Here is a 24,586-nt window from a genome sequence, read left to right as displayed (position 1 = left end):
TTATATTTTTTTAAAAAGTAGCATTTACACCCGTCATATAAATACGGGAAAGTGGATATTTACCCAAGTCAAGACCAAAGTTGCTTAGACCAACTTCAGGGTCCATTCCGGAATAATTCGTAATTGTAAATAAATTTTGTCCCGAAATAAAAAATCTAAGTTTCGCTTTTCCGTTCAGCCAATTTTCTTTAACCGTATAACCAATCGAAACATTTTTTAATCTTATGAATGAAGCATCTTCGATATAAAAATCAGAGATTCTCCCGAAGTTATTGTTGTTATCTGTTGAAGAAAGAACCGGAATATTGGTATCTGTATTTGTTGGCGACCATGCGTTTTTAGAATCCGCCAATAAATTATATCCTGGGAAAGAAGCGTTCAGACCTGTATATTTTACAGCATTAAACATCTTGTTTCCTGCTACTGCGTTAAAGAAGATATTCATATCAAAACCTTTATATCTAAAGTTCGCATTTAAGCTGTAAGTTGTTTTTGGAAACGGATTTCCAAGTACTACTCTGTCACTGTTATTGATAACACCATCTGCGTTTACATCTTTAAATTTAATATCTCCTGCAACTGCATTTGGCTGATATACTGTACCAGAACTGTTTACATATGCTTTTGCATCGGCATTACTTTGAAATAATCCGTCTGTAGCATATCCGTAATAAGCACCAACCGGGCTTCCAACCTGATAAATATTGGCTAAAGGCAAACTACGAACGCGACTACTATTTAAAGGTTCAAGAGAAGTTAAATCATCTTTAATAGAAACAATTTTATTGCTTAAAAATGCAGCATTTGCCGTTACATCAAACTTAAATTCTCCGCGCGTTTTTTGATACGTCAAACTAGCTTCAATACCTTTATTTTCAACATCTCCAGAATTTACAATTCTACCTTGTGGAGTTCCTGAAACACCCGGAAGCTGATCCCGAACCAACATGTCTTTGTTCTTTTTTACGTATGCATCTACAGATCCGATCAGGCTATTGTTTAACATTGCAAAATCCAAACCAATGTTTGTCTGCTCTGAGCTTTCCCATTTTAAGTTAGGATTTGATAATTCACCTTCGGCATAACCGTAATTAATTACCGGAGTTGAACCAATTAAAGCCTGAGTCTGATTCAATGGTACACTAAATTGGTAAGGTCCAAGATTTCCTAAATTTCCTATTTGTCCCCAACTTGCTCGCAGTTTTAAATTGCTTACGATTGGGTTAATGTTTTTCATAAATTCTTCTTCAGAAATTAACCATCCTGCAGAAACAGAAGGATAAACTTTCCAGCGATTCTCTGATAAAAGTTTTGAAGTTCCGTCACGGCGAACAATTCCTGAGAATAAATATTTTTGATTAAAATCGTAATTTAACCTTCCAACATAAGATGAAATAATTTCATCAGAAAATCCTGCTGCGGTTTGCTGAATTAATTTTGCATTTAGCAAATAACGCTGCGATGGATCTTCGTTATCAAAACCTGTTCCTTCGACCGTATAAAATTCTCTCTTTGTTTCCTGATAGGTATATCCGGCTAAAGCTTTGAAATTGTGTTTTCCAAAAGATTTTTCGTAAGAAATTGTTTGTTCCCCTAATAAATCAGTGGTTGTAATTGACTTTTGCGTTAATCTGTTAAAGTCAAATATTTTTCCCGGCTCTGTTATTTTTACTGCAAAGTCTTTTGCATTATCCTGAATCCTGGTGTAACCCCAATTTGTTTTTACTTTTAAACCTTTGATGATTTCCCATTCTGCATAAGGATTGATCAAAATGGTCGATACAGGATTTCTGTTATCCAATCTTTTCAAATAGGCAACTGGATTGATAACATCTCCATAAGAACCAATATATTTCTCCGGAACTCCGCCAAATTGTCCTGAACCATCTTCTCTGTATATTGTTGCATTTGGCGGATAAAAAATGGCTGCCAAAATTGCACCTGTATAACCGCTTGATGTATTGGCACTCTGACCGTTAGTTAACGAATAAGATAAATTTTCTCCAATGGTGAAATTTGGCGCTAATTTAAAAGAGGAGTTTGCTCTTGCTGTATAACGCTCACCAAAAGTATTTAATAAAATCCCTTCATTTTTTCTATAACTTCCTGAAACAAAGAAATTAGATTTTTCTGTTTTACCATTTATAGAAAGGGACAAATCCTGAATTTCACCAGTATGAAAAATTTCATCCATCCAGTTTGTTTTTGTAGTTCTCGCAGTTGGTTCAAATGCAGGATCAAAAGCCGGAATTCTTGGCATACCTGCATTATCTCTGGCTAAGTTCATAGCATCGGCATATTCAGCTGCATTAAGAACATCAAGCTTTTTGGCTACGTTTTGAAAACCTCCCTGATAATTTACATTTAGATTAATACGCTCCGAAACTCCTTTTTTAGAAGTAATTAAAATTACACCACCAGAAGCCCTTGCACCGTAAATTGCCGCAGAAGCAGCATCTTTCAAAACACTTATTGAAGCAATGTCATTTGGATTTAAGGTATTCAAAGAACCACTGTAGATAATTCCGTCCAGAACAATCAAAGGCGTTTCGGCATTCAAAGAACCAATTCCTCGAATATTAATTGTAGGTTCAGCCGTTGGGTCACCACCATTACTAAGCACCGTAACACCCGCAACTGTACCTTGTAGTAATTCTGCAGCACTGTTGTATGTTCTGCTTGAAGTTTCTTTCATAGAAACAGATCCTACGGACCCTAAAACTTCACTCTTTTTTACACTTCCATACCCCATAACTACAACTTCTTGCAGTTGTTTCACGTCGGCTACTAATTTGATCGTGATGTTTTTATCGGCCGCTGTCACTTTCACCTCCTGATCAACATATCCAACATACGAAAAAATAAGAATGGCTTCAGATGCATTTATTTCAATTTTAAAAGTCCCATCAAAATCTGTCGTTGCCGCTGCATCAGAACCTTTATCTTTAATACCAACACCTGGCAGTGGCATTCCATCATTACTGCCGTAAACCGTTCCTGAAATGCTGATTTTATTTTGACCAGCATCAGAAATTTTGTGGCTTTTTTTGATGACTATATTATTGCTTACAATTTCATATTTGAGCGAAAAATTGCTGCATATTTTATCTAATGCCTGCTCTATTGTGACATTATTCAGTTTTAAACTAATCTTTTGATTGGTATTAACCTGATTGGTTTCATACATAAAATGTACATCTGCCTGCTTTTCTATTTTCTGAAAAACATTTTTGATACTTTCATTCTCTACTCTTAAAGTAACTCTCTTACCGATATCTACGCTGGCTGCTTTTGCTGTTAATCCGATAAAGAATAAAACCACAAAAAGAAGTGCTTTGATCAATACAGATTTTTTAACGCTCTTACAGTTTACGACAAACCGCATTTGCTTTTTAGTCATGTTTTTAATTTTTAATTGTTCTTGATTATTGATTGGTTTTCTACGTAGATTGTTTCTTTTGATTCTTAAAAGTTATCGTATGATGTAAGTTCCCGATTCCTGTTTATAATCAGCGTTTATGATATTGCACACTAAAGCAACAACCTCATCAACAGGTAGTTCTTTGAAATAGGCGCTTATTTTTAAATTGTTTAAATTCTTGTTTCCAATTTCGACCGTTACATTATAATTGCGATTAATTGTTGCAATGACTTCTGGCAAAGGAGCATCTTCAAAAACAATGATGTTTTTTCGCCATAGCGAAATGGAATTCACCGGAATATCTGTAAAGGCTTTCAGTTTATTATTTTGCGATTTAAAAACCACTTTCTGACCGGGAGTTACATACACATTCTCTTGGGTAACAATCGATTTTACATTTACTCTTCCGGTTAAAACAGAAACCTCTTGTGTCGTATGATCCGGATATGCCTGAACGTTAAAGCTGGTTCCTAAAACTTTGGTATCCATTTTATCTGTATGAATAATAAAAGGATGTTTTTTATCCTTGGCAACATCAAAAAAAGCTTCACCGGTTAAATAAACTTCTCTTGTATCTCCTTTAAATTGGGCAGGATATTTTAAAAGACTTCCTGCATTTAGCCAAATTTTAGTTCCGTCACTTAACATTATTTTAGCGTGTTCTCCAGGCTTTGTAGCATATTGTTTGGTAATTGTGCTTACAGATGATTGATAAACAAGAAAGGAAAGCCCCATTAATAATAACAGAGAAGCTGCTATAGCCCAATTTTTATTCTGAAGAAAAAACACCTTCTTTGATTTTTTTATTTTTCTGATTTCCATTTTTAATTTTGAACGATCAGATTCAATAATTACAGTGGGATCAAAAAAATCTTTCTGGTTATCGTACCAGTTATTCCATATTTCTTCTCCTTTTAAGGAAGGTTTACCTTCTAAAAAAAGCTTTATATCTTGATGTAAATTTTTAAGCATTATAAGTTGTTTAACTCTTTATTAGTATGTCTCGGAAATGTTGATTTCGGGTAGGTTGATAAGGTTACGCTTTTGTTAAGAAAAAAAGCGCAAACCTTAAATTTGTAAATCTGTTGTTAGTTGAATTCGCCCAAATAGCTTCGCATAAATTTTAACGCATAAGCAATATGATACTTTACGGTTTCGTGCGAAACATTAAGTTCTTGGGCTATCTCTTTATTAGTGTAGTGTTTAATGCGACTCAGAATAAAAACTTCTTTGGATTTTTTGGGAAGTAAGGAAGTGGCTTTATCTACCGCTTCTTGTAGCTCTTCATAGTAGATAGAAGCTTCAGTTGTACTAGTACTGCTATACTCATTATTGCTTCTCTGGACAACCTCCTTGATATATTGGTCGGTAATAGTATGTGACTTTATATAATCTAAAGTCATATATCGAACTGAAGTGTAGATATAAGCTGAAAAATTCTTTTGAATAACTAAAGTCTTTCGACGTTCCCAAATCGTAGTAAAAACCTCCTGAACAATTTCTTCAGAAACCGGAACAGATTTCATTCGCATATAAACAAAGCGAACCAATACATCCCGATAACGAAAGTACAATTCATCAAACGCTTTGTCCTTCCCTTGTCGTAATAATTCAACAAGTTCTTCATCAGTAAACTTCTTATACATAACACATTTGTTTTGCATTATTTACTGAATGTACGAGGGTAGTAAAAGCACCAACTCTCATTATTTTTTTTTGATGTATTCTTAATTTTAAAAATGACATATAGTACAGTGTGTTGTTTTATAATATGTCTTCAAAATTAGAAATCAGGGTAGGTCGATAAGGTTACGGTTACATTAATAAAATGTTCCGATTATAAAACATTGTATTAACATTACGTCTCTGAGATGTTATGAAGTCATTTAGAGAACACAAAATAAAACACTCAGCAAAATCAGGGAATTCAAGTTTTTTAATAACTTTCTTTTTCCTTCAAAAAGTTAATACCCTCTGCTTGTTGAAAATCGCTGCAATAGGAAAGTTTTTTGGACATGGAAACTAAAAACGCACTAATACGATCCTGCAGCACCTTTTGCACATAGCGCCTAAAAAGAAAATCCCATAATGGAGTACGGACCAAAAATGCATACTCACATCGCATCAGGGTGTGGCCGGGACTCAGGACGAAAAAGCAAAACTGATAATCCAGACTGCGAAGCCCGTAAAGACGCAGCAGTTTAAAATCAGTAAGACGCATCAAAAAAGTACTACCGAGAGCAGTTGCTGCTTTACTGTAAACATGCCCTCAAAGTAAATCAGACGCTGAGAGCCCTCCCCATGGGAATTGCGGTCAAAAGCAGGGTGAACAAGACCTTTATTTGATCTCTACAATCATCTCTACTTCGACAGCCATCTGCTGCGGTAATGAAGCCACTCCAACCGAAGTGCGTGCATGTTTGCCCTTCTCGGCAAATATTGTGGTCATGAGATCCGAAAAACCATTGATAACCCTGGATTGTTCGCTAAAGGAAGGCGCCGCATTGACATAGCCGTTAACTTTGACAATTCGCTTGATTTTGTCCAGACTCCCCAGGTTTTTTTTAAGTACTGCCAATTGATTAATGGCTGTAAGCCTTGCTGCCTGATAGCCCTGATCGGTGGTTAGATCTTGCCCTACTTTTCCCTTGATGTAAGTACCATCGGCTTTAAGGGGGCCTTTTCCTGAGAGATAAATTATCTTTCCTACCTGAACCATATCCACATAACTCCCTAGCGCATCAGGAAGCTCTGGCAATTGAATCTCCAATTGCTTGATTCTTTGATCGGCAGTCTGTGCCGAGAGACTAAAGTTTGCCACACAAAGCAGTAGCAGTAATATATTTTTCATTTGAATTAAAATTAAGGTTATAAAAAAGTTGCACAAACTAAAAAAGGCTATCTTTTCAAAGACAGCCTTTTTTGATTATATAGTGCTTATTGAATGAATTTGATTAATTCTGAATTGAATTTAGGAAGCTCTTCAATAAATAAGGCATGACCGCTTTTCTCAAAAGGCACTAAAGTTGAATTGGCAATTGATTTATGCATCTGCTCTGCTAGTTCATAAGAACATATTTTGTCCTGAGTACCATGTAAAATAAGAGTCGGTATTTTGATCTTTTTCAAATCTTCTCTCAAATCAGAATCACGAAGTGCTTTTAGAGATTCTCCCATAGCAAAAGGAGAAGCCTGTGCCTGAATTGTACCCAACCATGCACCTAAACCAGGAGATACACTGCTTTCATTGGCTGGAAAAATCTTTCCGAAACTCTCAAATAACTGTGGTCTGTTGGTATTGTTTAGTGCGATTAAACCGTTTACATCTTCCTTAGTCCAGAATCCATAATTGAAATCCGCTCTTTTAGTCCATAGTGGAGCTGCTGCACCAAACAAAGCCAATTTTGAAACATGGGCACCATTGTATTTGGCTACATAATGAATCACAGTGGCACCTCCCATAGAGAATCCGCCGATAGTTGCATTCTCAATTTTAAGTTTGTCTAAAATTACTTTGATGTCATCTGCATATACATCATAATTGTAAGCACCACCCGGTTTGTCTGAAAGACCAAAACCTCTCAATGTAATTCCGATCACGCGATACCCTTTTTCAAGAAGCGCTGCATACTGGTATTCATACATTGCATCACTTAGAGGCCATCCATGAATCAAGACCACCGGTTTACCTACTCCCAAATCTGTTACGTGCAATTTTACATTTTTTTCTACTTCAATAAATTCTTCTCTTTCTAAACCTCCGGGTTTTCTTTGGCTTTGAGAAAATGCAGTTGCTATTACTACTAAGAACACTGCAAGACTTGTTACGATTGTTTTTAAATTGGTTTTCATTTTTTTTACGTTTTAATTGTTAAATTTTAATTTTCTAATTGGTTACTAATATTATGATGTCAATTCTATAAAGCAAAGATCTTTTAAAGCTTTTCGCGATGAAATGGCAAATTTTCGCTTTATGATGGATATTTTTTTCAACGTCTAAGTTTTACTTCTTATTGACAGGACAAAATTGCTTAATCTTGTAATATAAATCAAATTAATAATTTTTATACCTTATAAATAACACTTATAAGATAGAAAAACAGTATGTTAAAAAAGCTTAAAAACAAACTAAAATAAAAGAAGCTGCCTCAATTTTGAGACAGCTTCTTTCATTTTAATTGTAGCAAAATTATCATCCTTTATTTACAATTATTTAACAATCAACAAATTAAAACAGGTATTTTTACGCTAAATTCTTACATTAATTGTTTTTAATTTTACTACTGAAAAAATTACCCTTATAAGCTCCTCTATTGTACAACTCTTTCTGTACACCATAAAATTCCCAATTCAAGCCTTAAAAAAAAGTGGAGTCCTGAATCCACTTCAAAAAACAGGGGCGACTTCTGAAAAGCCATACGAGTAGGACTAACACAAAAAATAAACTAATATTATGGAAACCAAAAACACAAACGAGCAAGAGGATGTTGCTGTTATCAATGAAGCAAACAGCAATTTTCAATTTAGAACACCAGCTGGTATTCAGGATTTTTACGGTGATTCTTCAAAGCAAACTGCGTTGAATGAACTGTGGAGTGCAAATCTGGATGAATTTACGCAACAGGGAATGTTAAGCAACCCGTGGAATTCTACCAATACTCCAGCTGTTACAAATTACTACAATCCGGTAAAAAACAATCCAAAAAGTACTGTCCACAATGTTACCTGGTTTGCTTTTCCGGGAAGACTAGCTTTTAATTTCCCGGATGCTTCGCAAGATCAATTAAACCAAATGGCAGATACCGGTAACATGATAAATTTAATTAATAACAATCCATGCACCACACCTACCAAAACTATACCTTACTTTCCTTATGGTCCAAGAGGCTGGCAGGATGAGTATTGTGAATGGGCAGTAACCCGTAATTCCCAAAATAAAATTACACGTATTGATTTTACCTGTGAAAATCCGGAATACTGGAATAGTCTTTGGCTTATTGATCCCAACAAGGTATTAACGCTTTATCAGTCTATATTAAATAAGCCGCAAATCACCTTAGAAGATTTAAGTTTGCCGGGTGCCGTAAACCCTGTTACAGGGGGACCAATTTATAATCCATTAAATAAATGGAACAGCGGACCGGTATCAAACGATAATTTGGGAGGTGCCATACATTTAACCAGCACACCTAACACTTTGCAAACAGAAATTGGGCTGGCTACTGCAGCAACCGTACAGCGTAATAATCCGTCAGGTACAACAGGGAATACGGCCTGGCCTTCTAGGTTATATAATAACTTACTATGTGATGCCCAATACGGACAAAAAAATCGAAATAGTGATCCCAATATTGGAGGTACTGTAAACAATCTTGTTACTGGTCATACAATAATCCCAAATTTACCTTCACAGGTAGTTACTCTTGCAGATCCACCGGGGCTTTATATCCAAATGCCTGATTTCACAAATTATAGTACTCCCGATGGTACAGATGCTGCTACATTCTGGAATATTGTACGCGGATCTAAAAACCTGAATGATCAGTATGGTAACCAAATGCCGGGTAATTTTATATTACACGCTGTATTTGAAGTTCCGGCAGGTAAAAACTACACTATCAGCGATATATATATAAATAAAGAAAAAATTCAATGGGGATCTCAAGTCGCGTCAACTTTTAAAATGCAAATTGTTGCCAGTGGTTATGATAGTCCAACAGTTCCACAAGGTTATGATGCTGTGGGTACGCCCGATGTCACTTTTGCCCAGCCTTTACAACTTTTTTATCAGGATTATTTTAATGCTATGTACAATACAAGTGTACCAAATCCTGTGAATAATCCTATTTCTCTTTTGAGTAACAGTACCTTCATTCCGCCAACAATCTTTAATTCAGCAAACGGAGTCAATATGGTGTTGATTTGCGATACTTGTACTGCCAGTGCTGGTAATCCTTCTACTTATCCAACGGTAAGTTTTGACGATCCTAACATTACAGCAATTGTAAATTCTGTCCAAAGTGATATTACCTATGCTGTACCGGGAAACAGTATGCCCAACACCTATACTGCATTATTTATTAGTGTAAGTGTAGGTCTGAATGCCGCTGCGGGTCCTCATGGAGTTTTTATTACCAATCCCGGGCAACAGCAAAGTCCCGCAATGCCCGCATTGCTTACTGTATCGCCTACAAAAATACAAGCCAATGTTAAATGGCAAAATACAGGTGTAATTGTACAACCTGAAACTCCGGTCAATGTTGCTTATCAAGATGGTCTTTGGACAGCAAATCCATATGACAATGGTGGACAATTGTATAATGCTTCGGGAAATCCATACTTTATTGCTGCTCAGGCAGGCTATACAATGCCGGGTCAAAATGAAGGCTCTCTAATTGGAAAAGTAAACGGAACCATCTTTTTTATTGGTATGGGCGCTACTGTACCCGCAAACCTTCAGGGTGAATTGCAGTTGTGCATTAATGATGATTTAAATGGTATCTACGGAGCAGGCTTTGCAGATAACATTGGCTATATAACAGTAAAAATTACAGTTGGATAATCTTTACCAGATCTACTATTATGGGGGAAATGCAGGTCAGAAGAAATACTTTAAGCCTTATAATTTTCCCCTTTTTATTTCATTTAATACTAAAAACAATGAATTTAAAAACTACATTTTCTAAAAAAATATTCTGGATAGGTCTTGCCATAATTCCATTGGCAGTTATTGCTGCAAAAACAGAATTTGGAAATAAAAAATCTGCCTACACATCTATCCCTGCATCACAAACTAATACTTGTAATTGTTATTCTACAAGTTTACCAAGCACTATTATCCCTATCAATTTCAATAATACAGTTCCAGGTGATTTATTTTCATTTACGGTTCAGCCACAGGCAGATTGTTTTGCCTGGCAGGAGTTCATTGCCTTAAACTGGCCTACTGATCCTAATGCCAGTTTTGGTGCACCAAAAGATCTTAACTTTGTACAATGGGAAACTTATATGCCACGAGAAGTATTATTTCCTGATGATGGCTCAAAACCACCTGCATGGGGAACTTTAGTCTCAAATGAATATAGCAGTCTTTTCAAATCACAAAAACTTTTGCTTAAGAAAACACAAACCAAGCTCCTTACATTTGTCAGTAAAATTGAAGAAAATGATGCCGAAGTAAATTTTAGCCCAAATCAGGCAGAGCCATTTAATAAACCAAGTTGGCTGGGTGCACAAAACAGTACCAATGTATGGTACGAAATTATGCTGAACAAAGACTATTATGATTTTATTGTCCAAAAAGGATTTTATAACGCACAAGTACAACATGACACCGTTAAACTAAACCAGCCCATTAATTTTCCTCAGGGTCAATATGGTACTAAAATTGTTGGTGCAATTGAATTAAAAGCAGCGTGGATGGAAGTTACAGATATAAAATCTCCCAAATGGCAAAGGTATAAACTATCAAATGCCACTGTATTGGATCCTATTACAAAAAAACTAAGAACTACTGTGGTAGCACTTGTAGGGCTTCATATATTGCATAAAACCCAAAATCAGCCTACATGGGTATGGGCTACTTTTGAACAGATCGACAATGCTCCAGATCAAAGCAACTTAAGCGGTACACCACCATCTCAATATGGTTATAATTTTTACAATCCTAGTTGTACAAATCAAAATGTAACTATTAAAACTGCTACCGGAGATTCAACTAAAGTGGTCAGCTGCAAACCAAATACACCTCCCCCCTATTATCTTAATCAGGCTGGCCCTGTACCCACACAAACTACACGGATAAATAAAATCGATCCAATCGACGCGGCTCCTATCAATGCTCTGATGCAACAAAACATCCAAAAATTTTATCCTAATTCAGTTTGGCAATATTATCAGTTAGTAGATGTGATCTGGTCACAACAACCTGAGCCAGATCCACAAAAACCTATTCCTATACCAAGAAAAATAAATCAATCATCAATGTCAAGCGGGGCGTCTATAGTAGCTAATTCAACAATGGAAACCTACGTACAATCAAGTAAAACCTGCTTTAACTGCCATGTTTATAGCTCCATAGCTCCTTATCCACCAGATAGTACAAACAATAATAAATTTGGTGATTTTAGTTTCGCCCTCTCTTTTGCAAAATATCCCTCGGCACAAAGCAATCAAAAGAAAAAGTCGATAAAAAAATAACGGGCTGTATCTATACCTACCTTTAAAAAGAAGCTGCCTCAATTTTGAGACAGCTTCCATTTTGCTTAACCGGCGCAAAATAATTTTATTTTTTATCAGAGATTTGAAAGTAGCTTGTTTTGATATTAAATATTTTATTCTGAAAGGTTTTAAAGCGATATTATGTTTTTTCCCCAGTGCCCCGTTCCTTTTTGTTTCATCAAATGCCCTAGTGAAATCAATCCATAATTATGCCTGTTTTTTTCTTAAAGATTAATGAGACCATTTTTGACTCGACTTTTCATCTACCACCATTTTTATAAGTCCTCCTTTTTTAATGTCCTCCAGGCTTATTTTTAAATTCTTTAAATCCGAATCGTTAAACCTTACTTCTTGCAGATAAACATTCTTTTTAGAATTATTAGCTACCTGAATTGTAAAGTCTTTTCTGTTCAATGATTTCGGTAATTTTATGGTTACTTTATCAAACAGTGGACTACTTATCTGGTAAGACGGATTTATCTCGGTTAGGCCTTTTACATCAAATAAACCAATAGACGACATTACATACCATGAACCTAATTGTCCCTGATCTTCATCTTGCCCATAACCATAGCCATGAATTCCTTCAGTTCCATAAAATTCATCACAAATAGCATGTACCCATTTTTGAGTTAAATAGGGTTTTCCAGAAAAATTGAATAACCATGAAATATGCAAATTAGGCTGATTTCCATGATTATAGAGTCCTGATAATCCTGCAAACGCATCAATTTTAGTACCGCCACCGAATACATTTTTTTGAGAAGCTTCGAAAATCTTTTCTAATCGGTCATTAAAAGTGTCTTTACCAAGCGTTTCTACCAATTCTTCTATATCGTGAGGAACGTAAAAAGTATACTGCCACGCATTTCCTTCCTGAAAACCTCGCCACGGTTGTGCAGGATCAAAATTATCGACAAATTTTCCGTCGGCATATTTAGGACGTATAAATTTACTTTCTTTATCATACAATAATTTCCAGCCTTTGGACAATTTTATTAATTGCTCGTAGTCCTTAGTTTTTCCTAATGATTTTGCAAATTGTGCCACTGCAAAAGCACTATAGGAATATTCTAATGTATGCGAAGCTGAAAATCCAGAACCTGCAGTAATAGTATTAAAACCGATATCGTCTATTTGTGGTGAGTAGCCCTGTTCTATAAATTGCTTCACATCCATTTTTCCAGCACCTTCAATCCTGTCTTTCCATGTAATTTCATTTTTTAATGCCGCTTCATAACCTAGCGCGACATCAAAATTTTGAATACCTGAATTATAAGCAGAAGCGATTGCTAATCCTGTAAAATTTGTACCAACACCCGAAACATATTTACTATTTGCAAGTCCGTCTCCAAGCCAGCCAGCATCCTTATAAACAAGTAGCTGACCTTGTACCCAATCAGCATAGTAATCCGGATACGCCAAGGCCCATAATTGGGTTAAATTCCAGAATCCTCCCCAAATTGCATCTGTATTATAACAATTGTGTTTAGGAGTCCCGTTGTTGTCTAACGGTATTTGTCCAATAGCTCCATTGTTCATTGGGTAAGCTCCATTGACATCGTTGTATAGTCCTCTTCCCAATAGGGCATGATATAAGCCTGTATAGAATTTAATTTTATCTGTTTCATTTTTCCCTTCAACAGTAATTCTTCCCAAATATTCATTCCATGTGGATAATGCTTCTTTTTTTGCCTGATCAAAATTGGTGTTTTTAGCTTCGGAATTTAAGTTTAGGCGGGCATTAGCTATTGAAGTATAAGAGAGTCCTACTTTTACCGTAATTGCTTCATTCTCTTTGGTATCAAAAGTTAGATATAAACCAGCTCCAACTCCGGAAATCTCCTTTTTGTCGGCTTGTGTCTCTTTCTTGTTGAATACTCCAAAAACTTTCGGTTTTTTATCCAGAACAGCAGAAAAATACATAGCAACTTCGGCACCAGCCTGATATTTTTTTACATATTCTGGATTGGTAATTACATATCCTTCAATACGACCATCTTCGGTCATCATTACCTTTGATTCTTTTACTGCACCGCTTTCTCCCTGTCTGTTTCCTATATCAAAAATAATATGAGATTCACTTGATTTTGGGAAAGTGTAACGCTGAAAACCTACTCTTTTTGTAGCAGTCAGTTCTGCTTTTATCGCATAATCTTTTAATAAAACTGAATAATATCCGGAAGTTGCGTATTCATCTTTTCTGTCAAATCGGGAACGGTAACCTTCATCTGGATTTTCAAGCTTTCCGGGAATTGTTTGTAATTTACCGACAGAAGGCGCCAGGACTATTCCTCCAACCTGAAATTCATGCAGACAGGCAAAGCCCTCAATAGAAGTATCACGATCATCATACCCTGTCGCTTCCCAACCTTGCTCATTACCATAGTGGGCATTAGTAGAAGGTCCTAATTTTGCCAATCCAAATGGCACGGCAGCCGGAGTATAAAAAAACCATCGGCTATGAGCTGTACCTATATTTGGATTTACATAATCGGAAAGTTTTTTTTGCTCTTTTTGGCAATAAGCCGCATTGAATATACAACTTAAGCTTATAATTAATATGCTTAAAAACTTTTTCATAATAGAAATTTAAGTGATTTATTTTTATTTATGTGACACGGTACAATTCCATTATACCTGCCTGATTTTAAATGCCTCTTTACTTCCTAACAATAAACTTGTAAATAGTCTGAGAAGTAAAAGTTTCCTGAGGTCCCACAACAGTATTTGGAAAAGCTGGCGTATTAATGGAATTTGGATAATGTTGTGTTTCGAGACAGAAGGCACCATTTTTAGTATAAGCCACACCGTTTCGTCCTTTTACTTTTTCAGTCAGCCAATTTCCAGAATAAAACACCACGCCCGGTTCAGTGGTGTAAACTTCTAATTCTCTTCCGCTTACTGGCTCGTAAGCTTTTGCTGCTAAAGCTAATTTGCCTGTTTGGTTTCGTAAAGCAAAAGTTACATCGTAACCGTGCGTATATTGCTGTACTTTTTCTATATCCTTTCCGATCGTTTTGGCTGAAGTAAAATCAAATGGAGTACCTTTCACATCCAGAATCTTTCCGGTTGGCATACTACCATCTCCGTATTCCAAAAATTGATCCGCCAGAACGGTTAATTCTGTATTTAGAGCTTTGCTGTCCTGTCCGCCAGAAAGATTGAAATAAGTGTGATTCGTGAGCACAAGCGGAGTTGCTTTATCAGTAGTTGCTTTGTAATCAATAACCAAATCATTATTGTTTTTGAGTGTAAAAGTCACCACAACCAATAAGTTACCAGGAAAACCTTCTTCTCCATCTTTGCTTAAATAAGTCATTTCAACGGCAGGTTCATTCTTTTTCGATATCTCTTTGCCTTCCCAAACGCGTTTATCAAAACCATTTACACCGCCGTGAATGTCAGAAGACAACCTATATTCTTGTCCGTCAAGTGTGAATTTTTTATTTGAAATTCGATTAGCAACACGGCCAACGGTAGACCCCATTAGGGAATTATCATTACCTGCATATTGAGAAAGTGAATCGAAACCCAGTACCACACTGCTCATTTTACCGTTTTTATCTGGTGTTACGATATTGGTAATTGCTGCTCCATACGTAATTAACTGAACTTGCATCCCCGTTTTATTTTGCAAGGTATATTGAAAAACATCATGTCCCTCAACCTGTCCAATTTGCTCTTTGCTGATAAAAGATTTTTTAGCAGCATTCGAATTTTGAGAAAATACATTCTCACTTACTAAACACGTCAACGATAAAAAAGACAGGCAAACAATCAATTGCAATTTATTCATGATATTTTATATTGTATAGAACGTCTATAAATTATTTTTTAGCAGCTAAATTATAGTGGTCTTGAAGATAAGCGAATCGGGCTAAAATTTCAAGCATTCCGCCGTGTTCTACTAAATTATATACACCATCATTTCCTGTAAACAGTCCTTTTTCATTTTTGTTTTCCTTCAGGGTATTGTCAAGACACTTTTTAAATCCGGAGATGTATTTTAAATCTTTATTATATTTTAAAAGATGCTGATATCCACGCAATAACACGGCGTTAAACCAGTAACCATCTCTAAATTTATCATCTGAATAAAAATAAAGCAACGAACTGTCTGCTATTTTATTGGCTCTTTCCAGATACTTTTTGTCACCTGTGATTTCATATAAATAAACGTTTGACTGAAGCATTGTCCCTGAATTATAAGAAAACACAACTTCTCCAATACTACCATCTTTTACTTTTATATTATCGTAAAATAAGCCTGTAGGTGTTTGTAGTTTTTCATACGTCCAGTCATATATTTTTACAGCATTTTCAAGGTAAACTTTGTCTTTTGTTGCTTTGTACATTTTAAGTGCAACAATAATTCCAGGTCCGTTTGAACAGGTATTTTTCGTTTCAAAATCATTTTCTCTCCAGTACAATCCGCCTCCAAGCGCATTGTCTGATGCTGTCATCATAAAATCATACATCGACTTTCCTAAATCAAAATAAGCTTTATTTCCAGTTCGTTCATAAATTTCCAAACTTGTTATTCCAATCCATTGATTATCATCATAGTACCGTTGTCCTTTGCTCAGATTTACGATGTATTCTCCATATCCCGGTTTTGGCGGAGCCGGATCGTAATAAGGCTGCATACTTTTAAAAATATTATCAACTAAAGCCGCTTTCTTATCTATTTTTTCAATTTCATTTGTGGCTTCAAACATAGCGCAAAGTGCCCATAACCAGCTATACTCTCTTTTATGCCCAAATTTTGTTTCTCTTTTTGCAGGATCTAAATCGACGAAATAATAACCAGAAACGCTATCGTGAAAATTACTTTCAATTGCAGTATGGAGTTTTTCCATCTCACTTTTATAATAATTATTCTTTGAATTATCACTTTTTCTTATCACTGCAAAACTCGAAAAAAGCGCCGCTGCCACAATAAGTATTATACTCCTATTTAGTTTATTCATCTGTAAAATATTTTAATTTCAGTTTTTGGTTTTATTCTTTTGACTTAAAATATATAAGTCCGCTTTTATTTTTAAGTTGCTGTACAAACTTACTAAATCGTTTTACTAATTAGAATTAAAATTATAAATTTGATATAATTTTTATTATAAATTTTAAATAAATTTATTTTTATCTATAATTTTATAACTAAACAATATCTTACGACCGTGTAATTGCATATTTTGTAATGAAATGAGATATTTCATTCTTACGACATAAATACGAAATCAATCTTCTTTTTATACTTAAATTAAAGTGGTAAAAAGACATATTTTATAAAGATTAATAATTTATGTTTTTACATGATTATTATCTCAGGACAGGGCATTTTTATTTGGAAGATTTTTGGATTATTTTTTAAGAGTAATTGCATTGTTTTTCTTCAAACACAGCACAAACATTCCATTTATTTTAAAATAACAAGAATTTTTTGATTAAAAAACCGCACTTAGAAATTTAATTTAAAAAATTAAATCTTAAAATTTTGCATTTTCCTAACTTATTACAACAAGATTGAATTTGCATTAAAAAAATATTTACTAAAACGTTTTATTAAATGACAATTATAAATTTTTACTATTTATTTAATACATACAATATTGATACATCAGTTTTTTCACTATTATTGTAATTGATTGATAATTAAATTATCTTCAATAATTAATCATCCTTTTTAATATTTTGTAATGGAAAGAAGAGAAGCACTTAAAAAGTTTGCTTATTTGTTGGGAGGAGCACTTTCTGCCACAACGATGGGCGTTTTATTTGAAAGTTTTACTGTATTTGATCCCCTAAACAACACTTATTCGTTTTCAGCCACTGATGAAGAAATCTTAGCTGAATTTTCAGAAATAATTTTACCAACAACAACAAACTCTCCCGGAGCGAAAGCAGCTGGAGTTGGTGCCTTTATTCCATTAGTTATAAAAGATTGTTATCCTCCGGAATTACAACAAGTTTTTAAAAATGGATTTGACAATATGCTGGCAAAAAGTAAAACTAAATTCAACAAAGAATTCTTAAGCCTTAGTAGTGAAGAAAAAAAATCATTAGTGACTGATCTAAGGCAAGAGTCTATCGATAACAATAAAGAACCTTCATTCTTTTTGATTGCGAGAGACTTAACCCTACTAGGCTATTTTTCTTCAGAAATTGGCTGTACAATCGCCAGAGAGTATTTACCAATACCAGGCAAATATGATGGTAATGTCGATTACGTTCCGGGACAAAAAGCCTGGGCAATATAAAGACAAGCCCTTTTAATTAATTACTAAAAAGACATTCGTGAATATCAATACTGATCTAAAGAAACAAAATACCTATGACGCAATTGTTATAGGTTCAGGAATAAGTGGTGGATGGGCGGCCAAAGAATTAACTCAAAAAGGTTTAAAAGTGTTAATGCTGGAACGTGGAAAAAACATCGAGCACATTAAAGATTATGACTCTGCAATGAAAGCGCCCTGGGAAATTGCCTACTGCGGAAAATTAACCGAAGAACAAAAAAAAACACATCCGGTCCAAACCAGAGATTATCCTTATACTCAGGCAAATGAAAGCTGGTGGGTAAACGATTTAGAGTGCCCTTATACAGAAGACAAACGTTTTGATTGGTACAGAGGTTTTCACGTTGGTGGAAAATCTTTAATGTGGGGACGCCAGAGCTACCGTTTTAGTGATCACAATTTTGAAGATAACCTCAAAGATGGTCATGGAAATGACTGGCCAATCCGATACAAAGATATTGCTCCCTGGTACGATTATGTGGAAAAATTTGCTGGAATAAGTGGTCAAAACGAAGGTTGGGATTTACTGCCAGACGGTCAATTTTTGCCTCCAATGGATATGAACTGTGTTGAAAAATCTGTAAAAGAACGTATTGAGAAGCACTATAACAAATCCCGTATTTTAACCATTGGCCGTACTGCAAACCTGACTGTACCTCATGAAGGCAGAGGAAGCTGCCAATACAGAAATTTATGCAGCAGAGGCTGTCCCTTTGGCGCTTATTTCAGTACACAGTCTTCTACATTGCCGGCTGCTATGGCTACAAAAAAACTAACTGTTCGACCTTATTCAATTGTCAATCATATCATTTATGATAAGGATACAAAAAAAGCTAAGGGCGTAATGGTTATTGATTCTCAGACTAACGAAACCATGGAATTTTATGCCAAAATTGTTTTTGTAAACGGTTCCACTCTAGGTTCAACATTTGTTTTATTGAATTCGACTTCTGAGGCTCATCCTAATGGTTTAGGCAATGGAAGCGGACAACTTGGACACAATTTAATGGACCACCATTTTAGATGTGGTGCTGAAGGAACAGTTGAAGGCTTTGAAGATAAATATACTTATGGACGAAGAGCCAACGGTATTTACATTCCAAGATACCAAAATTTTAAAGACGATAAAAGAGATTACTTACGTGGTTTTGGCTATCAGGGTGCAGCAAGCAGAGGCCACTGGCATAAAGAAGTAGCTGAACTAGACTTTGGTGGTGATTTCAAAGAAATTTTATCGAGACCTGCTGATTCATGGACTATGGGACTGGGCGGTTTTGGAGAAATGCTTCCGTATTACGAAAACAAAGTATATATCGATCATACTAAAAAAGACAAATGGGGACAACCTGTATTGGCAATCGACTGTGAATACAAAGAGAATGAAGCGAAAATGCGTGAGGATATGATGTATGATGCAGCTGAAATGCTCGAAGCTGCAGGTGTCAAAAATGTAAAAGCTTACGATAATGGCTGTTATCCGGGAATGACAATCCATGAAATGGGAACAGCTCGTATGGGGAATGACCCTAAAGACTCTGTACTGAATAAATGGAACCAAATGCATGAAGTAAGTAATGTATTTGTTACTGACGGTTCCTGTATGCCTTCAAGTGCCTGCCAGAATCCTTCGTTAACCTATATGGCGCTAACTGCCAGAGCTTGCGATTATGCTGTAAAAGAATTGAAAAAGAAAAATATTTAGATCCAAGGATATTCAATTATGAGAAAATTAAAAATGGGAATGATTGGCGGTGGTAAAAATGCTTTTATCGGAGCAGTTCATCGTATCGCTGCCAATATGGATGGATTAATCGAATTGCACTGCGGTGCTTTTAGTTCTAATCCTGAAATATCCCTAGAATCGGGTAAAGAATTGGGTTTATCGGAAGATAAATGCTACGAGTCTTACACCCAAATGATAGAAACGGAAGCAAAACTCGCTCCTGAACAAAGAATGGATTTCGTTTCAATAGTAACCCCAAATCATGCCCACTTTGCTCCTGCAATGCTGGCATTAGAAAATGGTTTTCATGTTGTTCTAGACAAACCAATGACTTTGAGTCTGGCTGAAGCAAAATTGTTAGAACAAAAAGTAAAAGAAACAGGATTATACCTCTGCTTAACCCATACGTATGCCGGATATCCGATGGTAAAGCAAGCCAGAAGCCTGGTAGCTGAAAATCATTTAGGAAAGATTCGAAAAATAATGGTCGAATATCCTCAGGGCTGGTTGAGTACCGACTTTGAAAACGACGGAAATAAGCAAGCCGCCTGGAGAACTGACCCTTCTAAAAGTGGTATTAGCGGTTGTATGGGAGACATTGGAACTCATGCTGCCCATTTAGCGGAATACATTTCAGGATTGAAAATCACTCAAATTTGTGCCGATATTAATACTGTTGTCACGAACAGAAGATTAGATGATGACGGAAATGTATTGCTGAAGTTTGATAATGGTGCCAACGGAATTTTAGTTGCCAGCCAAATTGCCGCCGGTGAAGAAAATAGCTTAAAAATTAAGGTCTATGGAGAAAAAGGTGGTCTGGAATGGCATCAAATGGAACCTAACACTTTAATTGTAAAATGGCTGGACTCCCCTGCTCAGTTATACCGAACCGGAAACGGTTATTTGTCGCCTGTCGCGGCTTTTAATACCCGAATTCCAAGTGGGCATCCTGAAGGATATTTAGAAGCATTTGGAAATTTATATAAAAATTTTGCGCTGACTTTACAATCAAAATTAGACGGTAAAGAACCAACAGCATTAATGCTGGATTTTCCAACCGTACAAGATGGTGTTCGCGGAATGGCTTTTATAGAAAATGTAATCGCTTCTGGAAAATCATCTGAAAAATGGATTTCATTTAGTCTCTAAAATTCTAAGTTGCTAAGCTACTAAGAGAATAAGATAATTTCTAACTTAGAAACTTAGAAGCTCAGGATCTTAGCTACTTAGAAACTTAATTAAAAAAAACAATAAATGACCACAATGCAAGGACCTGCCGTTTTTTTGGCACAATTTATTTCTGATGAGGCACCTTTTAATTCTTTGGAAGGAATTTGTCAATGGGCTGCCAATCTCGATTTTAAAGGAATACAAATACCTACGCTGGATTCCCGTTTTATTGATTTACAAAAAGCCGCAGAAAGCAAAACCTACGCTGATGAACTCACCGGAATTGTTGCTTCTTATGGATTAAAAATATCTGAACTTTCTACTCATTTACAAGGTCAGTTAGTTGCTGTTCATCCTGCTTACGATGATTTTTTTGATGGATTTGCTCCGCAGGCTTTGCGAGGAAATCCAAAAGCAAGACAAGAATGGGCGGTACAGCAATTGCATTATGCAGCAAAAGCTTCTCAAAATTTAGGACTTAATGCACATGCTACTTTTAGCGGTTCATTATTATGGCAATATTTTCATCCATGGCCTCAAAGACCACCGGGCTTAATTGAAGAAGGTTTCAAAGAATTGGCTAATCGCTGGCTCCCAATCCTGAATGAATTTGATAAAAACGGTGTGGATGTTTGTTACGAAATTCATCCGGGAGAAGATTTATTTGACGGTGAAACCTATGAAATGTTTCTGAAAGCAGTAAATAATCACGACCGTGCCTGTATCCTTTATGATCCTTCCCATTTTGTGTTGCAACAGTTGGATTATATTCAGTATATCGATTTTTATCACGAACGAATCAAAGCTTTCCATGTGAAAGATGCCGAGTTTAATCCGACAGGAAAACAAGGCACTTTTGGAGGATATCAAAGTTGGGTAAATCGTGCAGGGCGTTATCGTTCGCCAGGTGATGGCCAAATTGATTTTAAAACCATTTTCAGCAAATTAGCCCAATACGATTACAAAGGCTGGGCTGTAATGGAATGGGAATGCTGTTTGAAAAATCAGGAAGATGGTGCTCGCGAAGGTGCTGAATTTATAAAAAAACACATTATCAAAGTGACGGATAAAGCCTTTGATGATTTTGCAGCGGTAGAAACAAACACACAGCTGAATAGAAAAAATTTAGGAATATAAGACAAATACATAACGATAATGAAAATTAAAATTTTAACCGCCATTGTAACCCTGGCTAGCTTAAGCTCATTTACAAACTATGAATCAGCTTCAGGATATAGCGCCATAAAAGAAATCCAGTCATCTGAAGGGGAGGCACTAATAAAGAAAGAAGATTGCGCTACCTGCCATAAAATAGACAAGAAAGTAGTCGGACCATCTTATCTGGATATTGCTAAAAAATATCCAATGAATGATAAAAACATCAAATATTTATCTGAAAAAATTACAAAAGGAGGTTCAGGAGTCTGGGGAGCAATACCCATGTCTGCTCATACTGCAATGAAAAAAGACGATGCCAAAAAGATTGCAACTTACATTCTATCATTGAAAAAATAAATAACCTATGGATAAAGACTTTAATAAAAATAAAGAACCAGAATCTAATGTTCGAAGGGATTTCCTGAAAAAAGGAGTATTAGCTACTGCTGCTTTTATGATTATTCCAAGACACGTCATGGGAAGAGGTTTTACAGCACCAAGCGACAAATTAATAATTGCCGGTATTGGAGTTGGTGGAAAAGGAAGCTCAGACCTTTCAGCATTTCATAATAGCGGCATCGCCAATATAGCGTACTTATGTGATGTTGATACCAGAAGAGCTGCTAATAGTGTAAAAGCGTATCCTAAAGCAAAATTCTACAAAGACTGGCGTGAAATGCTGGACAAAGAGCATAAAAATTTCGATGCTGTTTCTGTTTCTACACCCGATCATAATCATGCTATTCAGGCATTTGCAGCTATGCAGTTGGGTAAACATGTGTACGTGCAAAAACCTTTGGCGCATGATATTTACGAAGCACATATGATGACGCAGGCCGCGGCAAGATATAAAGTGGTAACACAAATGGGAAATCAGGGATCGTCTAATGATGGTACGCGAATTCTAAAAGAATGGTACGATGCCGATTTAATTGGTGATGTACATACGGTATATGCCTGGACGGACAGGCCTGTTTGGCCACAGGGAATTCCGTGGCCTACAGCAAAAACAGAAATTCCTAAAGAATTAGATTGGGATTTATGGCTTGGAACAGCTCCTAATAAAAACTATGTTGACAAGTTAGTGCCATTCAACTGGCGCGGCTGGTGGGATTATGGAACCGGTGCTTTAGGAGATATGGGATGCCATTTGATGGAAGCTCCATTTTCGGTTTTAAATCTAAAATATGCCAAAGATGTACAATGCAGTGTTGGTTCCGTTTATGTAGATGAGTTCAAAAAAGGATATTTTCCAGATAGCTGCCCTCCTTCAAGCCATGTAACTTTAACATTCCCGAAAACGAATAAAACGAAGGGTGATGTCAAAGTGCATTGGATGGATGGTGGTATTCAGCCTGACCGCCCGGAAGAATTAGGTGCCAACGAAATTTTTGGTGATGGTGGAAATGGTACACTATTCATTGGAACAAAAGGAAAAATGCTATGTGATACCTATAGTGAAAATCCAAGATTATTGCCTTTAAGCCGTAATGAAAATCTAAAAATAGCCGAGAAATATCCTCGTGTAAAAGATGGCGCCAACGGACATTACAAACAATGGATAGAAGGCTGTATTGCCGGCTACGGTAAAAAAGAATTAAGTTCTCCTTTTGAAATTGCCGGTCCTTTAACTGAAGCTTTGTTAATGGCTAATCTTGCCGTAAGAGGTTATGATCTGCATAAAGAAGTTCTTGGCGAAGATGTATATCCGGGACGTTCAGTTAAATTACTTTGGGATAATGATGCCAAAAAAGTAACCAATGTCGATGATGTAAATCAATTTGTAAAACGCAATTATAGAGAAGGCTGGAAAAACCTAAGTTTTTAAATTATAAAATTAAACAGAAAATCATGAAAAAAATAATCACAATAGTAGCAGTATTCGCATTTTTACAAACCATAAACGCTCAGAAAGGTTTCAAACCTATTTTTGATGGAAAAACTACAACAGGCTGGCATACTTATGGCAAAACTTCGGCTAGTTCAGCGTGGAAGGTAGAAGATGGAGTATTGCATTTTGATCCCGAAGCAGCTAAAAATGGTCAGGGAGGCGATTTAGTGACCGATGCTGAATATGAAAACTTCCATTTAAAATTAGATTGGAAAGTGGCTCCAAATGCTAATAGTGGAATCATTTTTTATGTTAATGACAATCCAACAAAATATAAAAACACTTACGAAACGGGTCTTGAAATGCAGGTTTTAGACAATGATGGTCACCCTGATGGAAAAATAACCAAACACCGTGCAGGAGATTTATATGATTTAATCCAAAGCAAATCAGAACCCGTTAAGCCTGTTGGCGAATGGAATACTGCTGAAGTTGTTTGTAAAAACGGAAAACTGACTTTAGTTTTAAACGGCGTTATTATCGTTGAAACGGTACTTTGGGACGATAACTTTAAAGCACTAGTTGCAGGAAGTAAATTTGCAGGATGGCCAGGTTTTGGAACTTTCAAAAAAGGTCATATTGCTTTACAGGATCACGGTAACAGTGTATGGTACCGCAACATTTCCATCAAAGAATGGAATACCATGGAAACTACAACAGGCTGTAAATAATTGCTCCTAAAATCTATATAACCAAAAACC

17 protein-coding genes are annotated in these 24,586 nt (G+C 35.9%); 9 read left to right on the top strand and 8 right to left on the bottom strand.

The window, feature by feature from the left end:
• Positions 1-10: 10 nt before the first annotated feature.
• From Q7C23_RS14455 to Q7C23_RS14435, 5 genes are all read right to left on the bottom strand, one after another.
• A complete protein-coding gene (locus tag Q7C23_RS14455) occupies positions 11-3,400 on the bottom strand; it encodes a SusC/RagA family TonB-linked outer membrane protein (RefSeq protein ID WP_375033197.1) in 3,390 nt (1,129 codons plus the stop codon).
• 72 nt (positions 3,401-3,472) lie between these two features.
• Positions 3,473-4,393: a FecR family protein gene (locus tag Q7C23_RS14450; RefSeq protein ID WP_375033196.1), complete on the bottom strand. Its 921-nt coding sequence runs from the start codon at positions 4,391-4,393 to the stop codon at positions 3,473-3,475.
• Positions 4,394-4,509: 116 nt separating this feature from the next.
• Entirely contained in the window at positions 4,510-5,067 is a 558-nt protein-coding gene (locus Q7C23_RS14445) for an RNA polymerase sigma-70 factor (RefSeq protein WP_375033195.1), read from the bottom strand.
• Positions 5,068-5,759: 692 nt separating this feature from the next.
• Positions 5,760-6,272: a RidA family protein gene (locus Q7C23_RS14440; protein WP_375033194.1), complete on the bottom strand. Its 513-nt coding sequence runs from the start codon at positions 6,270-6,272 to the stop codon at positions 5,760-5,762.
• Positions 6,273-6,358: 86 nt separating this feature from the next.
• Positions 6,359-7,273, bottom strand: coding sequence for an alpha/beta fold hydrolase (locus Q7C23_RS14435; RefSeq protein WP_375033193.1), 915 nt, complete (start codon positions 7,271-7,273; stop codon positions 6,359-6,361).
• A gap of 601 nt (positions 7,274-7,874) precedes the next feature.
• Between Q7C23_RS14435 and Q7C23_RS14430 the strand changes: the two genes are divergently transcribed.
• Complete coding sequence (locus Q7C23_RS14430) at positions 7,875-9,983, top strand: hypothetical protein (protein ID WP_375033192.1); 2,109 nt, start codon at positions 7,875-7,877, stop codon at positions 9,981-9,983.
• 98 nt (positions 9,984-10,081) lie between these two features.
• A complete protein-coding gene (locus tag Q7C23_RS14425; protein ID WP_375033191.1) occupies positions 10,082-11,620 on the top strand; it encodes a hypothetical protein in 1,539 nt (512 codons plus the stop codon).
• Positions 11,621-11,872: 252 nt separating this feature from the next.
• On the opposite strand, the gene Q7C23_RS14420 is transcribed toward Q7C23_RS14425, so the two are convergent.
• From Q7C23_RS14420 to Q7C23_RS14410, 3 genes are all read right to left on the bottom strand, one after another.
• Positions 11,873-14,224 (bottom strand): GH92 family glycosyl hydrolase, encoded by a 2,352-nt coding sequence (locus Q7C23_RS14420; RefSeq protein WP_375033190.1) that lies wholly within the window; start codon positions 14,222-14,224, stop codon positions 11,873-11,875.
• A 79-nt stretch (positions 14,225-14,303) separates the two neighbouring features.
• On the bottom strand, positions 14,304-15,440 hold the full coding sequence (locus Q7C23_RS14415) for an aldose epimerase family protein (RefSeq protein WP_375033189.1): 1,137 nt from the start codon (positions 15,438-15,440) through the stop codon (positions 14,304-14,306).
• A 31-nt stretch (positions 15,441-15,471) separates the two neighbouring features.
• On the bottom strand, positions 15,472-16,614 hold the full coding sequence (locus Q7C23_RS14410; protein WP_375033188.1) for a glycoside hydrolase family 76 protein: 1,143 nt from the start codon (positions 16,612-16,614) through the stop codon (positions 15,472-15,474).
• Between the two features lie 726 nt (positions 16,615-17,340).
• Between Q7C23_RS14410 and Q7C23_RS14405 the strand changes: the two genes are divergently transcribed.
• The 7 genes from Q7C23_RS14405 to Q7C23_RS14375 all read left to right on the top strand — a co-directional run bounded on the left by Q7C23_RS14405 (position 17,341) and on the right by Q7C23_RS14375 (position 24,556).
• Positions 17,341-17,901 carry a gluconate 2-dehydrogenase subunit 3 family protein gene (locus Q7C23_RS14405; RefSeq protein WP_375033187.1) on the top strand — a complete coding sequence of 187 codons (561 nt, stop codon included), beginning with the start codon at positions 17,341-17,343 and terminating at the stop codon, positions 17,899-17,901.
• Between the two features lie 37 nt (positions 17,902-17,938).
• Entirely contained in the window at positions 17,939-19,642 is a 1,704-nt protein-coding gene (locus Q7C23_RS14400; RefSeq protein WP_375033186.1) for a GMC oxidoreductase, read from the top strand.
• Positions 19,643-19,660: 18 nt separating this feature from the next.
• Positions 19,661-20,815: a Gfo/Idh/MocA family protein gene (locus Q7C23_RS14395; protein WP_375033185.1), complete on the top strand. Its 1,155-nt coding sequence runs from the start codon at positions 19,661-19,663 to the stop codon at positions 20,813-20,815.
• Between the two features lie 105 nt (positions 20,816-20,920).
• Complete coding sequence (locus Q7C23_RS14390; RefSeq protein ID WP_375033184.1) at positions 20,921-21,973, top strand: sugar phosphate isomerase/epimerase family protein; 1,053 nt, start codon at positions 20,921-20,923, stop codon at positions 21,971-21,973.
• Between the two features lie 18 nt (positions 21,974-21,991).
• Positions 21,992-22,351 (top strand): c-type cytochrome, encoded by a 360-nt coding sequence (locus tag Q7C23_RS14385; protein ID WP_375033183.1) that lies wholly within the window; start codon positions 21,992-21,994, stop codon positions 22,349-22,351.
• Between the two features lie 7 nt (positions 22,352-22,358).
• Positions 22,359-23,822 (top strand): Gfo/Idh/MocA family protein, encoded by a 1,464-nt coding sequence (locus tag Q7C23_RS14380; RefSeq protein WP_375033182.1) that lies wholly within the window; start codon positions 22,359-22,361, stop codon positions 23,820-23,822.
• Positions 23,823-23,845: 23 nt separating this feature from the next.
• Positions 23,846-24,556, top strand: a complete 711-nt coding sequence (locus tag Q7C23_RS14375) for a DUF1080 domain-containing protein (RefSeq protein ID WP_375033181.1) — start codon at positions 23,846-23,848, stop codon at positions 24,554-24,556.
• Positions 24,557-24,586: the final 30 nt, after the last annotated feature.

This window comes from Flavobacterium sp. LAR06 (assembly GCF_041946075.1).
Lineage (GTDB): Bacteria > Bacteroidota > Bacteroidia > Flavobacteriales > Flavobacteriaceae > Flavobacterium.
Note: the sequence above shows the minus strand (reverse complement) of the source record. Positions and strands in the feature narration are given on the sequence as shown.

Excerpts from the sequence above, each read along its gene's own strand:
- Q7C23_RS14455 (WP_375033197.1), bottom strand. The coding sequence starts at position 3,400 with ATGACTAAAAAGCAAATGCGGTTTGTCGTAAACTGTAAGAGCGTTAAA.
- Q7C23_RS14450 (WP_375033196.1), bottom strand. The coding sequence starts at position 4,393 with ATGCTTAAAAATTTACATCAAGATATAAAGCTTTTTTTAGAAGGTAAA.
- Q7C23_RS14445 (WP_375033195.1), bottom strand. The coding sequence starts at position 5,067 with ATGTATAAGAAGTTTACTGATGAAGAACTTGTTGAATTATTACGACAA.
- Q7C23_RS14440 (WP_375033194.1), bottom strand. The coding sequence starts at position 6,272 with ATGAAAAATATATTACTGCTACTGCTTTGTGTGGCAAACTTTAGTCTC.
- Q7C23_RS14435 (WP_375033193.1), bottom strand. The coding sequence starts at position 7,273 with ATGAAAACCAATTTAAAAACAATCGTAACAAGTCTTGCAGTGTTCTTA.
- Q7C23_RS14430 (WP_375033192.1), top strand. The coding sequence starts at position 7,875 with ATGGAAACCAAAAACACAAACGAGCAAGAGGATGTTGCTGTTATCAAT.
- Q7C23_RS14425 (WP_375033191.1), top strand. The coding sequence starts at position 10,082 with ATGAATTTAAAAACTACATTTTCTAAAAAAATATTCTGGATAGGTCTT.
- Q7C23_RS14420 (WP_375033190.1), bottom strand. The coding sequence starts at position 14,224 with ATGAAAAAGTTTTTAAGCATATTAATTATAAGCTTAAGTTGTATATTC.
- Q7C23_RS14415 (WP_375033189.1), bottom strand. The coding sequence starts at position 15,440 with ATGAATAAATTGCAATTGATTGTTTGCCTGTCTTTTTTATCGTTGACG.
- Q7C23_RS14410 (WP_375033188.1), bottom strand. The coding sequence starts at position 16,614 with ATGAATAAACTAAATAGGAGTATAATACTTATTGTGGCAGCGGCGCTT.
- Q7C23_RS14405 (WP_375033187.1), top strand. The coding sequence starts at position 17,341 with ATGGAAAGAAGAGAAGCACTTAAAAAGTTTGCTTATTTGTTGGGAGGA.
- Q7C23_RS14395 (WP_375033185.1), top strand. The coding sequence starts at position 19,661 with ATGAGAAAATTAAAAATGGGAATGATTGGCGGTGGTAAAAATGCTTTT.
- Q7C23_RS14390 (WP_375033184.1), top strand. The coding sequence starts at position 20,921 with ATGACCACAATGCAAGGACCTGCCGTTTTTTTGGCACAATTTATTTCT.
- Q7C23_RS14385 (WP_375033183.1), top strand. The coding sequence starts at position 21,992 with ATGAAAATTAAAATTTTAACCGCCATTGTAACCCTGGCTAGCTTAAGC.
- Q7C23_RS14380 (WP_375033182.1), top strand. The coding sequence starts at position 22,359 with ATGGATAAAGACTTTAATAAAAATAAAGAACCAGAATCTAATGTTCGA.
- Q7C23_RS14375 (WP_375033181.1), top strand. The coding sequence starts at position 23,846 with ATGAAAAAAATAATCACAATAGTAGCAGTATTCGCATTTTTACAAACC.